Annotated in this window: 16 protein-coding genes; 11 read left to right on the top strand and 5 right to left on the bottom strand. The window is 43.7% G+C overall.

The window, feature by feature from the left end:
- Positions 1-8 precede the first annotated feature (8 nt).
- The 4 genes from FC51_RS07795 to FC51_RS07780 all read left to right on the top strand — a co-directional run bounded on the left by FC51_RS07795 (position 9) and on the right by FC51_RS07780 (position 3,553).
- Complete coding sequence (locus FC51_RS07795; protein ID WP_057909528.1) at positions 9-998, top strand: aldo/keto reductase; 990 nt, start codon at positions 9-11, stop codon at positions 996-998.
- A 128-nt stretch (positions 999-1,126) separates the two neighbouring features.
- Positions 1,127-2,137, top strand: a complete 1,011-nt coding sequence (gene rbsR / locus FC51_RS07790) for a ribose utilization transcriptional repressor RbsR (RefSeq protein WP_057909529.1) — start codon at positions 1,127-1,129, stop codon at positions 2,135-2,137.
- Positions 2,138-2,224: 87 nt separating this feature from the next.
- Positions 2,225-3,145 (top strand): ribokinase, encoded by a 921-nt coding sequence (gene rbsK / locus FC51_RS07785; protein WP_057909530.1) that lies wholly within the window; start codon positions 2,225-2,227, stop codon positions 3,143-3,145.
- 189 nt (positions 3,146-3,334) lie between these two features.
- Complete coding sequence (locus tag FC51_RS07780; RefSeq protein WP_057909531.1) at positions 3,335-3,553, top strand: hypothetical protein; 219 nt, start codon at positions 3,335-3,337, stop codon at positions 3,551-3,553.
- Positions 3,554-3,707: 154 nt separating this feature from the next.
- On the opposite strand, the gene FC51_RS07775 is transcribed toward FC51_RS07780, so the two are convergent.
- The 4 genes from FC51_RS07775 to FC51_RS07760 form a co-directional block, all read right to left on the bottom strand.
- On the bottom strand, positions 3,708-4,667 hold the full coding sequence (locus tag FC51_RS07775; protein WP_057909532.1) for an ADP-ribosylglycohydrolase family protein: 960 nt from the start codon (positions 4,665-4,667) through the stop codon (positions 3,708-3,710).
- Between the two features lie 32 nt (positions 4,668-4,699).
- Positions 4,700-5,656: a diacylglycerol/lipid kinase family protein gene (locus FC51_RS07770; RefSeq protein WP_057909533.1), complete on the bottom strand. Its 957-nt coding sequence runs from the start codon at positions 5,654-5,656 to the stop codon at positions 4,700-4,702.
- A 201-nt stretch (positions 5,657-5,857) separates the two neighbouring features.
- Positions 5,858-7,546, bottom strand: a complete 1,689-nt coding sequence (gene rnjA / locus FC51_RS07765; RefSeq protein ID WP_057909534.1) for a ribonuclease J1 — start codon at positions 7,544-7,546, stop codon at positions 5,858-5,860.
- On the bottom strand, positions 7,543-7,764 hold the full coding sequence (locus tag FC51_RS07760) for a DNA-directed RNA polymerase subunit epsilon (RefSeq protein ID WP_057909535.1): 222 nt from the start codon (positions 7,762-7,764) through the stop codon (positions 7,543-7,545). Before FC51_RS07760 ends, rnjA begins: the two co-directional genes overlap by 4 nt.
- 192 nt (positions 7,765-7,956) lie before the next feature.
- Here FC51_RS07760 and FC51_RS07755 point away from each other — a divergent pair, with 192 nt between their 5' ends.
- The gene (locus FC51_RS07755) at positions 7,957-8,451 is read left to right on the top strand and encodes a hypothetical protein (protein WP_057909536.1); all 495 of its coding nucleotides are present in this window, start codon (positions 7,957-7,959) and stop codon (positions 8,449-8,451) included.
- Positions 8,452-8,833: 382 nt separating this feature from the next.
- On the opposite strand, the gene def is transcribed toward FC51_RS07755, so the two are convergent.
- A complete protein-coding gene (gene def, locus FC51_RS07745) occupies positions 8,834-9,400 on the bottom strand; it encodes a peptide deformylase (RefSeq protein ID WP_057909538.1) in 567 nt (188 codons plus the stop codon).
- 288 nt (positions 9,401-9,688) lie between these two features.
- Between def and pdhA the strand changes: the two genes are divergently transcribed.
- The 6 genes from pdhA (at position 9,689) to FC51_RS07715 (ending at position 15,909) form a co-directional block, all read left to right on the top strand.
- The gene (pdhA, locus tag FC51_RS07740; protein WP_057909539.1) at positions 9,689-10,810 is read left to right on the top strand and encodes a pyruvate dehydrogenase (acetyl-transferring) E1 component subunit alpha; all 1,122 of its coding nucleotides are present in this window, start codon (positions 9,689-9,691) and stop codon (positions 10,808-10,810) included.
- 2 nt (positions 10,811-10,812) lie between these two features.
- Positions 10,813-11,790, top strand: a complete 978-nt coding sequence (locus tag FC51_RS07735) for an alpha-ketoacid dehydrogenase subunit beta (protein ID WP_057909540.1) — start codon at positions 10,813-10,815, stop codon at positions 11,788-11,790.
- A gap of 35 nt (positions 11,791-11,825) precedes the next feature.
- Positions 11,826-13,172 carry a 2-oxo acid dehydrogenase subunit E2 gene (locus FC51_RS07730; RefSeq protein ID WP_057909541.1) on the top strand — a complete coding sequence of 449 codons (1,347 nt, stop codon included), beginning with the start codon at positions 11,826-11,828 and terminating at the stop codon, positions 13,170-13,172.
- A gap of 7 nt (positions 13,173-13,179) precedes the next feature.
- Complete coding sequence (lpdA, locus tag FC51_RS07725) at positions 13,180-14,604, top strand: dihydrolipoyl dehydrogenase (RefSeq protein WP_057909542.1); 1,425 nt, start codon at positions 13,180-13,182, stop codon at positions 14,602-14,604.
- Positions 14,605-14,840: 236 nt separating this feature from the next.
- The gene (locus FC51_RS07720) at positions 14,841-15,140 is read left to right on the top strand and encodes a UPF0223 family protein (protein WP_057909543.1); all 300 of its coding nucleotides are present in this window, start codon (positions 14,841-14,843) and stop codon (positions 15,138-15,140) included.
- Positions 15,130-15,909 (top strand): inositol monophosphatase family protein, encoded by a 780-nt coding sequence (locus tag FC51_RS07715; protein ID WP_057909544.1) that lies wholly within the window; start codon positions 15,130-15,132, stop codon positions 15,907-15,909. Before FC51_RS07720 ends, FC51_RS07715 begins: the two co-directional genes overlap by 11 nt.
- Positions 15,910-15,955 lie beyond the last annotated feature (46 nt).

Genomic DNA, 15,955 nt, shown 5'->3' with positions numbered 1-15,955 from the left:
TTGAATTTATGTATAAGGCAAATGACGATCGTTATGAAAACGCAGTGGTACGAAGGGCAGGTAATTCTGGACTTCAGTTACCGGCATTATCATTTGGATTGTGGCACAGTTTTGGCGATGACGCCAATTACGGTGACAGCGAGAAAGTCATTTTGAAGGCCTTTGACCTAGGAATCTTTAGCTTTGACAATGCGTATAACTACGGTCCCAGTGCCGGGGCAGCTGAAAGAATGTTTGGTGAAGTTTACCGCGCAAATTTGAAACCTTATCGTGATGAGTTGGTGATTACCACCAAGGCTGGCTTCAATATGTGGCCTGGTCCTTACGGTAACTTTTCTTCCAAGAAGACTTTGGTCAACGCGCTGGACGGCAGCTTGAAGCGGATGGGCTTGGATTATGTCGATATTTATTACAGTCATCGATTTGATCCAGAGACCAGCCTTGAAGAGACTGCCGAAGCACTTGACGAAATTGTTCGTTCAGGAAAAGCGCTCTACATTGGGATTTCAAACTATAATGCCAAGCAAACTGCTGAGATTATTAACTACTTCAAAGAACTCCACACACCATTTGTGGTCAACCAAGCTTCATACAACATGCTAAATCGCGGCATCGAAGACGATGGGCTGTTAGACACACTCAGCCAGAATCATAAAGCGCTGGTTGCATACGGTCCGTTAGCAGAAGGCTTACTGACAGATAAGTACCTCAAGGGAATGGACGATGACGTTAAGATTCATTGGAGTAACGAATTTGTCATCAAGCATGGCAAAGATGAACTGGTTACAAAATTAAATCAACTTAACGAAATTGCCAAGAACCGTGGTCAAAATTTGGCCCAGATGTCATTGGCATGGTTGTTGCATGATAAGACGGTTGCCAGTGTTGTGACCGGCGCCTCCAAGATCAACCACTTGGAAGACAACTTAAAGGCGCTTTCGAACCTTGATTTCACTTCTGATGAACTCGAGCAGATCGATAAGATCGTTAAGGAATAACCGCGAGTTATCATTTTACATTAAATAATTAACTTGAAATAGCGTTAAATTGGGATTAAACCGGTTTAACGCTATTTTTTTGGTATAATCAACTTAGAAGACAGTTATCTGTGAATGGAGAAATGACGATGACGAAAAAAGTGACAATAACAGATTTAGCCGCTCGGGCCAACGTTTCTGTAACGACGGTCTCACAGATCCTTAACGGAAAATCAGCTCGTTTCAGCAGTAAGACCGTTGAAAAGGTCAAGCAACTGCAGAAGGAAATGGGTTACGTGCCGGATTTTAACGCTCAAAGCCTAATTATGAAAAGTGGTCGAACTATCGGGGTACTGGTTCCCAATATTAATAACCCGTTTTTCAGCCGGTTTTTGCGTGGAATTGAAGCTGAGGCAATTAAGCAGGACTATATACCGCTTATTTTTGGCTCTAACAACAGTCAGGAACAAGAGTCGCACTACTTATTCGAATCTGTTAGACGGGCCGCAGACGGCATGATAATCGCTTCAGCGGTGTCTGACATTAATTACATTGATAACATTTTAAAGCAAAACGGGATTCCCTATCTTTTGATTGACCAGGCGCCAGTGGTTAAAGGCGATCGGGTCGAGGCCAATAATCAACTGGGTGGCGGTTTATTAGCCGACTATTTGATTGAAAATGGGCATACCAACGTCACGGTTGTGTGTGCAGAAAAGCCGACTTTAAATCTACAGGAACGACTTCAGGGATTTTTGGCCGGATTTGAGAAGAACGGCACACCAATTCCTGAAGAAAATATTATCCAAACAGCCCTCACCAAAAAGGGCGGCTATGATGCGGCCTCGCAAGCGCTGCAAAATCATTCCACCGCGATATTTGGCATTAACGATGAAATTGCGATTGGCTTGTATCGTGGTATTAAAGAGGCGGGGCTTACGGTTCCCGATGACATTTCAGTTGTTGGTTACGATGACATTGACTTGGGTGAATATGTTTATCCCAAGTTGACGACGGTTCACCAGCCTGCTTTTGAGATGGGAACCCATGCTGCCCAGATGATTATTAACCGAATCGAAAATACCGACCAGCCGATTCAAAAAGTATCGCTGCCGGTTCATCTGGTGGAACGACAAAGTGTTCAAAAGTTAAGTTCATGAAACCCAGTTGTTAAATAATCTGATTTCTGATAGAATTTAGTTAAAGGTTTTAACACACTACATTAAAGGATTTAGAGGGACTAAACTATGACAAATAAAGTGGTTGTACTTGGAAGCTTAAACGTTGACACAACACTGCACATTGACCAGATGCCCAAACCGGGTGAAACGATTAGTGCCAGAAGCAAAACCAATTCTGCGGGTGGCAAGGGTGCCAACCAAGCGGTCGCTGCTGCTCGTTCAGGAGCGATCACCAGCTTTATTGGTCAGGTTGGCGACGATGGCAACGGTCAGTTTATGATTGACGCGTTGAAAAATGATCGCATTAACACGGACCACGTAGCTGTCGATCAAGCTCACGGAACCGGGTCGGCGGTCATTCTGCTGGACAGTCAGGGGCAAAACAGCATTATGGTGTACGGTGGTGCCAATCAAGCGATGGAGACGGGGATGCTTGCGAAGAGCGAATCCTTAATCGAAAGTGCTGATATCCTGATTTCCGAATTTGAAACCCCTCAAGAGGTCACGTATGAAGCATTCAAGCTTGCTAAAAAACATGGCGTGACAACCATTTTGAATCCGGCGCCCGCTTCAAAGATCATTGATGGCTTACTGGAAGTGACCGATCTGATCGTTCCAAACGAAACTGAAAGTGCGACTTTGACCGGAATTGAAGTCAATGACACCGCTTCGATGGATGCCAATGCTGATAAATTTGCGCAGATGGGCATTGCTCATTTAATTATTACCGTTGGTGATCGCGGGGCCTACTATCACACCCCTTCAGACAGTGGATTTGTGCCGGCATTCAAGGTCCAGGCTAAGGATACAACTGCCGCCGGAGACACGTTTATTGGCGCCTTTAGTTCAAAAGTTAATCAGGACTTGTCAAATATTGAAGAGGCCCTGGTGTACGCTCAGCAGGCTTCATCAATTACGGTTCAGCGTTTAGGCGCCTTACCATCGATTCCAACGGCCGCAGAAATTGAAAATGAATATAAGTCATAACAGCGAAAATGATTAGTTTGATCCATCTATGAGGATTGTTTTTTAGTAAAGTATTGCTTTCTTGGATTTTATCTGGTAGTATATCCAGTCGTTAGCAGGAAATGTTAAAAATTTAATAACATGACTGCGTTAGATATTGGATTTGATTTTACGGAAATTAACATTTTACGTTCAAAGGGGTTTTAAGCGATGAGTAACAAGTTAGAAATTCTTAGAGAATACCAAGAGGCATCCTCAAAGCTTGATCAATTGAAGTCTGAAGAAGCAAGTAAGATTAAGTCAATCGCAAAAGATTCAAACACGACTGAGGTCATTAACCCACAATTTGGGAACGAAATGAAGCAGCTGAATCAAGAATGCATGCAGTTAAATATGATCCTTGAAGCAATGGATGCTTCAGAGGATTAGTCTAAAACAAGAGTCGATCCGCATTGCGGTGAGGCTTTTTTGTTTTTGGTCGAATGCATCAAATACTTATGGCGTATGGACACCTTGGCATGATAAAAGGCCTGGTAACATCATCCCCATTGAGGGGGAGGTGTACCAGGCCTTTATTGCGGTTTTAAAAATAATCCGATAATAATGCTACCGAGACGGCAATTTTGATTTGGTGTCTTCCCTGGAGCTTGGCTAACCAACTTTCCGGGAATGTCACTGGGGCATACAGGAGTGATGCCAACATTGACGTGATCGAGCCGATCGTCGCTGCATCGCTGCCAAAGTTGACCGCCTTGGACACAGCGACGTTATATTGCTCGGAGTTCATCAAGCACCAAAAAACAGAATTTAAGGTATCAACGACATCTTCTGAAGCTGTGATTTTCGTGCTCGACTGTCGAAGGAAATGAGACTCCTCTAATTGCTCGAAAAACGGCACCTGAGCGGCGTATTCGGGCTGGGAGCGGTAATAGTCCAGGACTTCTTTGACAGCCCTTAGCATGGCGTATTTGTTGGGATTTTGAATGAGCCTAATAATCACGTTTGTCAGCAAGCCGGCGGCAACAAAACTTTTGGGGGTTCGGTTGGTCGTAGCCGTGTAAGAATGAATTAATTGGGCGGATTCACCATCAAATTGGTAGTGAGGATTTTTGGTTAGGATGAAAAACGCCAGTGGCATCAGCCGTTTTAAAGTCGTATTGTTATCACAGTCCGGAGAAGTCGAACCGCAAAGCTCAGGGGCGGTGCCGGCATCGAAGCGTTTAATTGCTTGAATTGTCGTGCAGTCACTCCCATAAGAATGATTGAAGGGGGTATAGTCCCCAAAGTGAAACCACTGTGAGTAACGGGTCATGAGGTCGTACAAATTGTATCCAAAGGTCAAGCTTACCAGTGACGCGATTGATAACGACGTGTTGTCGGACCAGGTGCCAGCTGGCACATCAATGACGCGATGGTCGACCATTTCCCTGATCGGGTCATCAAACAAGTTCGTGCGTTTCTCGTGTTGGATTGGAAACCCAAGTGCGTCACCCAGGGCAACAGCTGTTAACGATTGAAAGAGTAGGTAGCTTGTTGAATACATGAAATTACCTCATAGTTAGAATTTCTGAATGGTTAATTGTGGCCGATCCAGAAGGGGTACTTAACGGTGTCGAACTTAATATGATAAGTCCGTTCGCCTAATTCCTCACCATCAATTTGACCCAACCGATCGTCTTGTGTATGGACGACCAATTGTTTTTGATTGAAATGGTGGATGAATTTGAGCCGCAAGTGTCTCTTTAAAAATAGCATAGATATGAATAAAATCAATTGCCACAGGCTCGGCTTTTCAACAATGACCAGATCCAAATTCGGATCTAAGACCGATGCGTCGGGCACAATGTCGATGCCACCGCCAAAGTAAGGAATATTTGTCGTCGTCAGCAAAAAGGTCTTTTTAAAGGTTAGCTGCTGGTTTGAATCTAGCTGAATATCGGCTTGGAAGCTTTTGAAATTGATGATGACATTCAATATAGACGCTATATATGAAAATTTCCCCCAAAAACGATGATGTTTTAGTGAAGAATGGTTGGCAAGATGAACGACCGTTGCGTCAAACCCAATTCCAAAATTATTGGTGAAGAAGCCATCAATCTGGTTATCAAGGTCGATATAATGGCCGACATTGATCATGGTTGCTTGTTTGCAGGCTAAAATATTATTGAGTGCCTGCTGCCAGTGGCGGGGCAGCTTGACCGCCCGTGCAAAATCATTCCCTGATCCAACTGGCAAAAAAGCAATGGGCACTTGCTGGTCCGATGCGTGGTCGTGATAGTAACGTTTGCAGCCTAGAAGCGTCTCGTGTAATGTTCCATCTCCTCCAGCGGCGATGATGACGGCGTCAGTTACATGGGTGGCATCGATTCTGGAAAGCAGTTGTTGCGTTAACAGAACGGCGTGGCCGGTATACTCCGTAAAGACAACTTGATAGGAGGCGTGTGCAGCTTTTAGTTGTTCCTTGATTTGAGGCCAGATTTTCTGCCCATTATTTCCGCCAGCACACAAGTTCATAATAATAAAGTATTCCATTTCTGACGATGCTCCCAACTTTGCTGAAAGTAACCAACTGACTAAATACATATGTAGAGAAAGGGAGTGGCCAATCGGCTGTTTCTTGCCACTTAAGCCCAGCAACCAATCATTCCAAAACCAGGAATAATCGATTGCTGGGCTTAAGTTCTGGGATCAAAAAACCGTTTGTCCCACTCTCTGATTAATAACTAACAAAATCTACTTTTGACCACCATTCATGATTAACATTGGTAAGATCATCGGATGGCGTTCAGTCTTGGTGTACAAGAATTCCTGCAAGTCGTCAATCACAGCATTTCTAATAGAAGACTCAGTTGCCTTCTTTGCTCTCATTGACTTGCGGATGGTCTTAAAGACTCTTCTGCGGCCTTCGTCCAAAAGCTCGCCGGACTCTCTCATGTAAACAAATCCTCGTGAAAGGATATCCGGACCAGACTGAATTTCCTGGTGGTCCAAGTTGATGGTGGCGACAACGACTACAATTCCTTCTTCTGAAAGAAGTTGACGATCTCTTAGAACAAGGTTGCCCACATCACCAATTCCACTGCCATCGATATAAACATCACCAGCAGTGAAGTGACCAGCCATTCTGGCCGTATCTTTTGAAAGGGCAAGTACATCACCGTTTTGCATGATAAAGCTGTGATCCAGCGGAACCCCGCACTGCTCAGCTAATTCGGTATGAATCTTGAGCATTCGATACTCACCATGAATTGGCATGAAGAACTTAGGCTTCATTAAGCGAAGCATCAGCTTTTGTTCTTCCTGGCCTCCGTGACCGGAAGTGTGAATGTTGTTGACCCGGCCATGAATCACATTTGCGCCGGCTTCTTCAAGCTTGTTGATGACACTATTGACACTCGTTGTGTTTCCAGGAATTGGGTTACTTGAAAAAATAACCGTGTCGCCTGGTTGAATCGAAATCTGGCGGTGGGTTCCGTTGGCAATCCGTGAAAGGGCGGCCATTGGTTCACCTTGAGATCCGGTACAAAGAATCAGTGTCTTATTGGCAGGCAGTGACTGTAGTTCATGCGCATCGACAAAGGCATCGTCTGGAATATCCAAGTACCCCAGTTCGCGGCCATTGACGATTGCAGCATCCATACTGCGACCAAATACGGCAATTTTTCGGCCATGAGCCATCGCATTGTCACAAGCAGTTTTAATCCGTGAAATGTTCGAGGCAAAGGTTGCAAAGATGATTCTGTCTTTAATGTTATCGAAAATATGGGCGATAGAATTGCCGACCCACTTTTCAGACTTGGTCCAAATTGGTCGTTCAGCGTTTGTACTATCGGACATGAGACAGAGGACACCTTCAGCACCTAATTTGGCCATTTCTTGGAGATCAGGCGGCTGGTTGGTCACTGGTGTGAGGTCGAATTTATAATCACCAGTTTCGACGATGACACCCACCGGCGTATGAACGGCAACCCCGACGGTGTCTGGGATTGAGTGGGTGGTTCTGAAAAACGAAACCTTCATTTTTCGGAACTTCAGCACAGACTTGTCACTGACTTCGTGTAACTCGACAGAATTCAGTAAGCCGTGTTCTTCTAATTTATTCTTAATAAGCGCCATCGCAAGCGGTCCAGCGTAAATCGGGACATTTAAAACTTTCATCAAATATGGGACACCGCCAATGTGGTCTTCATGACCGTGGGTGATCACCAATGCTTTGATTTTGTCCTTGTTTTCCACTAGATACTGATAGTCCGGAATGACGTAATCGACACCTAAAAGATCATCTTCAGGAAACTTAATTCCTGCATCGATCAGGATAATTTCGTCTTGAAATTGGATCCCATAAGTGTTTTTACCGATTTCGCCCAGACCACCAACGCCATAGATAGCTGCTTCGTTATTTTTGACGTTTAGTTTTTTCATTTAGTATTAAACTCCGTTATTTTGAAATCAGGATCTTTTTGTTCGTACGCTAAGTGTTCACCCTGTAAGGGTTCGATGAACTCAATCTCGTAATCGGTATTGTCTTCTACGAGTGCGTGCGCTTCAACTTCGGTGTCGGCCTCGACATAGAGTGACAGCGTTGTTTCCCGGCGAGGACTTTGTTTCTTGCTGGGTTGATATAAAACCTTCCAAATCATAAAAAAACTCCTTTAAAATCCATTAATTTTTTTGCAGAAACTCGAGGTTTCCTTACGGACAAGTGGTTGTGAAAACACAACTAATAACAACATTTTACCATATTATAAAAAATAAGTATATAAACGCGAAAGTAATCGACAATCGCGAATGCATGGTAAAATTGAATTAATGAAATGAAATGGGGTCCCGTTATGAACATTGACTTAATTATTCAAATCATTATTGGTCTAATTGCAGCCTTTGCTGTTTATAACCTGATCCATTACTTATTTGTGACCAGGCCAGGCAGAAAACGGCTCGCATTAGCACAGCGGATTGCAAATGAAGCAGTTAAAACTTCTATTAATAAGTTGGTTGATCAAAAAAGCTTATTACCATTTGATGAAAGCGACTTTAAATCAGAAGACATTGCTGAAGTCTGGGGCAGGGGCGTCATGGCCTTCGAATACCATTTGCCGTTTAATAAAGTCACCGATTCCATTCCGGTGTTCAAGCAGGCATTGGCGGATGCGTTGGCTGAGTATGGTGACGCTCACCACATGCACGCGCACACAGACCAGGCGGATCGGCCGGCATTTATTGTGACCGACATGTGGCAGCTTGACGATCGGGTTCACTTTGACGTGGCCTATTTGATCAATACCACCACAATCGAATACGTGGATGACCTTAAGCGTCTTCACTGAGCAGTTGGAATCGGATACGATCCCAACTGTTTTTTTGTCGTCATTGTTGGTTGTTGCGATACTTTTTGGCATGCTGATTTTTACGCTTGCCACAATGCCGAAATTCATTCATATCCAGATGCCGGTGGATATTTCTGATCCTGCAGCCGTTAATGAAAAAACCTCGTTATGAAAATAAAAGTCAGTTTGACGTTTATTCGACTCTTCACGAAGTTGATTTTTTCAAATCAAATGAAAAATAAACACTTACTTACAAAAAGTTCATTAGTAGTTGGTTCACAAAGCAATTACTTTCAACTAAGCTCAATAAAATCATAGTTTTAAAACAAAAAGCGTGACCGGAAACAGCTTACTGAGCTGTTTCCGGTCACGCTTTTGATTGTTAATAGATGAATATTTCATCGTCTGTTTTTGCGTATGGATTCTCTTTGTTGATATGGTCATAAAATAACGTCCCGTGCAGATGGTCAATTTCATGCTGACAAACGATTGCCGGATAATTTTTGAGACGGATCTGATGTTCTTTTCCGTCAACGTCTTGATACTTCAAGGTGATTCTGGCCGCTCGGGGAACGTATCCGGGGATGTCCTTATCAACTGAAAGACAACCTTCACCCTCAGTCAAGGCGCCTCTTTGAACAGAATTCGACACAATAACCGGGTTGATAATCACGTCCTTGAAAACCGGTTTATCTTTTTCATTTTCATCTTCACTTGGAACTAAGACGGACGCCATCATTTCTGAGACGCCAACTTGTGGTGCGGCGAGACCAACGCCGGCACGCAATCCCAACTCTTGACCACGTTCCGGATCCTGGCTGACTTCAAGGTATTCCATGAGGTCATGGGCCAACTTTTTATCCTGGTCGCTGAGTGGGAATTTTACTTTTTGAGCTTGTTTGCGGAGAACCGGATCTCCATCTCGTACAATATCCTTCATTAAAAACACGCCAAAGACCTCCGAAAATATTTTTAACATTTGCTTATCTAATCTATTCTATCTTAAATTTAAGAAAAAAACTATCCTGTTTTATTTCACTGAATTTCACAAACTTTACTGCGACAAGCGTTTTCAAGCCTGATTTACAAAAAAGAAAAAATAATTCAAAAAAGTTGGTTTCACAGCAATGAAAGGGCTTGCAAACGGAGCTGAAAAATGCTAAATTTGAGTTGTGGTTTAGAAGTGATCTGTTTGTACATCACAAGTCTAGCTTTTTAGGAAAGGAAAGTGTTATCTATGGCAGCAAAGAGTAAGCATGTTGTTGATTTTGCCAAAATCAAATCAACGATGAGCGATCCATTTAAGAAACCAGTTCAAGTTATTGATGAAAGCGGTAAAATAGTAAATCAAGAATTATTTGACCGGTTCAGTGATGACGAACTAGTTACACTGATGGAAAAGATGGTTTGGGAACGTGCATTGCATGAACAAACAATGAACTTTTCGCGTCAGGGTCGATTAGGTTTCTATGCTCCAACTTTCGGTGAAGAGGCCTCAGAAATGGGGATCGAACACGCAATGAAGAAACAAGACTACCTATTCCCAGCATATCGTGATCTTCCACAATTAATCCAACACGGTGCAACCGTTAAAGAGGGTTACTTATGGTCAAAGGGTCACTATCAGGCTTATGACTTCGTACGACGCGGTGTACGTGCATTTATTCCACAAATTATTATTGGTGCCCAATACGTTCAATCAGCAGGTGCCGCATTGGGAATTAAGAAGAATGGTGAGAAGGATACCATTGCTTACACATTTACCGGTGATGGTGGTACTTCACAGGGTGACTTCTATGAAGGAATCAACTTTGCCAGTTCATTCCAAGCTCCAGAAGTATTCTTCGTTCAAAACAACGGCTGGGCAATTTCAGTTCCACGTAAGACTCAGACTGCTGCTGAAACCCTTGCTCAAAAGGGTGTTGCTTCCGGTGTTCCAGGTGTTCAAGTTGATGGAATGGATATTCTTGCAACATACCTGGTTGCAAAAGAAGCTCGTGACTTCGTAACTGCAGGCAATGGTCCAGCATTAGTTGAAACATTGACTTATCGTTTCGGTGCCCACAGTTCCGCTGGTGATGATCCTAGTCGTTACCGTACTAAGGAAGAAGAAAAACCATGGTTTGACCGAGACCCATTAATTCGTTTGAGAAAAGTCCTGACTGAGAAGAAACTTTGGGATCAAGACAAAGAAGACAAATTAGTCGCTCAATACAAGGACGAATTCAAAGATGCAATGAAGGAAGCTGAAGCTGCTCCTACTCAAAAGGTTAGTGACTTCTTGAAGCACACATTTGAAGTTCCTACCCCAGATGTTGCAGATGACATTAAGAAATTCGAAGCAAAGGAGTCGAAGTAATCATGGCTAAAATGACATATATTAAAGCAATTACCAACGGACTTGACCAAGTATTACAAGACGATCCGAAGACTCTTATTTTTGGTGAAGATGTTGGTAAAAACGGTGGTGTGTTCCGTACCACTGAAGGACTGCAAGACAAATATGGTGAAGATCGAGTATTCGATACCCCACTTGCAGAATCAGGAATTTTAGGAATGTCAATCGGTCTTGCATTGACTGGCTGGCGTCCAATCCCGGAAATTCAATTCATGGGATTCACAATGGAAGCTGTAGATTCAATTGGCGGTCAAATGTCACGTAACCGATTCCGTTTCTCAGGTGATGTTTCAATGCCAATCACGATCAGAACCCCATTTGGTGGTGGTACTCATACCGCTGAACTTCACGGGGACTCAATGGAAGGCTTGTTCGTAGGTATCCCAGGATTACGTGTTGTAACGCCTGCCAACCCATATGACGCCAAAGGAATGGTTATCTCAGCCGTTGAAAACAACGACCCGGTTCTATTCATGGAAAACCTGAAGCTTTATCGTTCAATGAAGGATGAAGTCCCAGATGGCCACTACACTGTTCCGCTAGACAAGGCTAACGTTGTTCGCGAAGGATCTGACATTACCGTTGTTGCTTACAGTGCCGAAGTTAACGAAGCACTCAAAGTAGCTGATAAATTAGAAAAAGAGAACATCTCAGTTGAAGTGATCGATTTACGTTCATTATCACCAATTGATGATGAAACAATCTTCGCTTCAATCGACAAGACTCATAAAGTAGTGATCGCACAAGAAGCACAGAAGATGACCGGTGCCGGCGCTAAAGTTGCTGCAGACATTGCTGAAAAAGACATTATGTCATTGGATGCACCAATCGGCCGTGTTGCCGCACCTGACAGTATCTTCCCATTCGCTATGGCTGAAAATTACTGGCTTCCAAATGCTGATGATATTGAAGCTAAAGTACGAGAAATCTTAAACTACTAAAATTCTAATTTTTAAGAGAAAGGAAGTTAGATCCCATGGCTTATAAGTTTAAACTACCAGAAATGGGAGAAGGTATTACTGAAGGTGAAATCGCGACCTGGGACGTTAAGGTTGGCGATGTGGTCAAGGAAGACGATCCGTTAGTAGAAATTCAAAACGACAAGTCTGTCCAAGAAATGCCATCTCCAGTTGCCGGAACCATTAAGAGTATTGAAAAGCAGGAGGGGGAAACCGCTGAAAAAGGCGACGTTTTAGTTGTCATTGATGATGGTTCTCCTGATTCACCAGACGATGCTGCGCCTGCTGCAGCACCAAAAGAAGAAGCTGCACCTGCTCCAGCTGCCGCACCAGCACCAGCCGCAGCTCCAGCACCTGCTGCTCCGGCTGCACCTGCTCCTGCAGCAGTAACAGCACCACCGGCTGCTTCAAATCCAAACGCAATTATCAAAGCAATGCCTTCCGTACGTCAATACGCACGTGACAAAGGCGTTGATATTACCGCGGTTCCCGCAACAGGAAACCATGGTCAAATCACCAAGGCTGATATTGATAACTTCAATCCAGCTGCTGCACCTGCAGCACCAGCCGCAGCTCCAGCTGCTGCCGCTGCCGCACCTGCTGGCGAAGCTAAGGCTGCTGGTCAAGCAATTAAAGCTTGGAAGTCTGACCAGCCTGATCTTGAGACACGTGAACCAATGTCTCCAATGCGTAAAATCATTGCGAAGTCCATGCGGACATCCAAAGATATTGCCCCTCACGTAACCTCATTTGATGACGTTGAAGTTAGTGCTTTGATGGCAAACCGTAAGAAGTACAAGCAAGCCGCTGCAGATCAAGATATTCATTTGACATTCCTGCCTTACATCGTAAAGGCATTGGTTGCCGTAATGAAGAAATATCCTGAATTCAACGCATCAATTGATGACACGACTCAAGAAATCGTTTACAAGCACTACTTCAATGTTGGTATTGCAACTAACACTGATCATGGCTTGTATGTACCAAACATTAAGAATGCCGACTCCAAGGGTATGTTTGAAATTGCCAAGGAAATCACTGAAAATACCCAAGCCGCATATGATAACAAGCTTGGCCCAGATACAATGAAGGGCGGCTCCATTACCATTAGTAACGTTGGTTCAATCGGTGGTGGCTGGTTCACTCCAGTTATCAACCAACCAGAAGTTGCTATCTTAGGTGTTGGTAAGATTGCCAAGGAACCATACGTTGATCCAGAAGATGGCGAAATCAAAGTTGGTAACATGTTGAAACTTTCATTGAGCTATGACCACAGATTAATTGATGGTGCCCTTGCACAAAACGCATTGAACTACATGAATCAATTGCTTCATGATCCAGCTATGCTGTTGATGGAAGGATGATCGAATAATGGCTGATGTTGAAAAGAAAGAAACAGTAATTATCGGAGCTGGCCCTGGTGGCTACGTTGCCGCAATCCGTGCCTCCGAATTAGGACAAAAAGTTACACTGATTGAAAAATCAGAGACACTTGGCGGTGTTTGTTTAAACGTTGGTTGTGTTCCATCCAAAGCTTTGATCGCTGCTGGACATCGTTTGGTAGAAGCAAACGACGCATCGACCTATGGCATTACAACACAACCCGCAACAATTGATTTTGCCAAAACCCAAGAGTGGAAGCAAAAGAAAGTTGTTGACCGTATGACAAGCGGTGTTAAGATGCTGCTGAACAAGCACAAGGTTGAAGTAATTCATGGTGAAGCTGTTCTGGATAGCGATACTCAACTTCGAGTTATGCCGACAGGGCCACAACAATTCATGAGTGCTGATACTGGAACGACCATTCAGTTCGACAACTTAATTATTGCCAGTGGATCACATCCAATTGAAATTCCTGGATTCAAGTTTGACGGCCGAGTAATTGACTCAACCGGTGGCTTGAACTTACCGGAAATTCCCAAAGAATTCGTTGTTATTGGTGGTGGCTACGTTGGTACCGAATTAGCTGGTGCATATGCTAACTTAGGTTCTCACGTTACAATCATCGAAGGCTTGGATTCCATCTTGAATGGATTCACCAAAGATATGGTTTCATTGGTTGTTAAGAACTTGAAGAAGAAGGGCGTTGATATTCATACCAGTGCCAAAGCAATTTCTTCAAGTCAAGATGACAATAGCGTTTCCGTAACGTACGAAGAAGATGGCAAACAAACAACCATCAAAGCTGACTACTGCATGGTAACCGTTGGACGTCGGCCAAATACTGACGACCTTGGCCTTGAATATACTAAGGTTAAGCTCGACGATCATGGAATTGTTCAAACTGATATCCAAGGCAGAACTGATTCACCACATATCTTCGCAATTGGAGATATTGCTTCGGGTCCTGCATTGGCTCATAAAGCCTTCTTCCAAGGCAAGGTTGCTGCCGGTGCTATTTCCGGTGAAAACACTGCTAACGATTATGTTGGCGTTCCTGCAGTCTGCTTCTCAGACCCAGAAATTGCTGTCGTTGGTATGACTCAAGCTCAAGCCAAAGATAAGGATATCGAAGTGTCGACTTCGAAGTTCCCATTTGCTGGTAATGCTCGTGCCGTATCATTGGACGAAGCTGATGGATTTGTTCGTTTGATTTTCACCAAAGACGATAAAACAATCGTTGGTGGCGAAATTGTTGGTCCTGGTGCAAGTGATTTGGTTGCTGAACTTAGTTTGGCAGTCAACAGTCACATGAATGTTGAAGACATTGCCCTTACCATTCATCCACACCCAACCTTGAGCGAACCAGTTCAAGAAGCTGCAGATGTTGGTTTAGGATTCCCAACCCACATTTAAAATATCGCAAAGAGACTCTAGTGGTCTTAGCGCATCAAAGAAGGTACCTGTGATGAATTGTTGTCACGGGTGCCTTTTCTTGATGCTATCGGGATTGGAACTGGCTGCAACAGGACTTGCTGAGAATTAGTGCCTCATAAATGCCGGCGTTCATCAGAAACAAAAACTTTTCGGTTTCACAAACTTCAGATGTATCATATAATAAAGGCAACATAGTCGTGATCGGAGTGGAGAATATGGCTGATGGGTATGAGTACCCCCTAATTGATGGGCTAAGTGTTGATGAAATTATCGATCTCGTCAACTTCTTTCAAACAATTGAACAAGCTTATGAGCAGTCAAGTGGGATTGAACGTTCAGAATTTTTAGAGGCTTATCGGCGTTTCCAAAAAATTGTTCCGAGTAAAATGGAACAAAAGCAACTGGAGTCAGCCTTCGAGGAACGCTCCGGATATAACGCCTATCAAGTGATTAAGGCTTCCAAGGATGAACAAAATGTTAATTTAAAGGTACGTGAGGCACATAATGGAAATTAATGAGTTGAAGACGATCGATAAGGCAGTCAGGGGATGGCTGCACGAATCCCGTGACAATGTTTTGAGAAGAATCGATACTCGATTGACGGTGGATACCAAGACTAGTCGTAAAGACCTGGTCACAAACATTGATAAGCAAAATGAAAAGTTTTTGGTCGGTAAGATTCGTGAATTCGATCCGGACGCCAAAATTCTTGGAGAAGAGGGCTTTGGCGACAAAGTTGACTCAACTGACGGAAAAATCTGGATTATTGACCCAATTGATGGCACGATGAATTTTGTTAAACAACGAAATCATTTTGCAATCATGGTTGCCTTGTATGAGGACGGTAAGGGCGTTTTGGGATACGTAATGGATGTAATTGGCAAACACTTGCTTTCAGGCGGCCCTGACCTGGGTGTTTTCGACAATGGGCATCCATTACCAGAGATCGTCGACACCCCGCTCAGAGAGGGACTCATTGGCCTAAGCGGGCCGATGGTCTTACACAATGATTATAATATGGTGGACATCGCCCAACAGTCACTGGGGATGCGCATTTATGGAAGTGCTGGTATTGATATCGTCTCGGTTCTCCGAGGTGAACTGGTAGGATATATTTCCTACCTTAAGCCGTGGGACTTTGGTGCAGGGAGAATTCTCTGCGAGGCAGCCGGCTTAAAGATGACAACTATTGACGGACAACGTTTAAATGTGTTATCATCAACTCCAGTATTGTTAGCAACACGAAATGCACATCGAGACATTCTTACAATTGTAAGTAAATAGTCGGACTGTGACGGTTGTCACAGTTTTTTTATGCAAATAATATGAA

It is taken from the genome of Lentilactobacillus parabuchneri DSM 5707 = NBRC 107865 (assembly GCF_001435315.1).
Classification (GTDB): Bacteria; Bacillota; Bacilli; order Lactobacillales; family Lactobacillaceae; genus Lentilactobacillus; species Lentilactobacillus parabuchneri.
The sequence above is the reverse complement of the archived record's forward strand: the minus strand, read 5'-3'. Positions and strand labels throughout refer to the sequence as shown.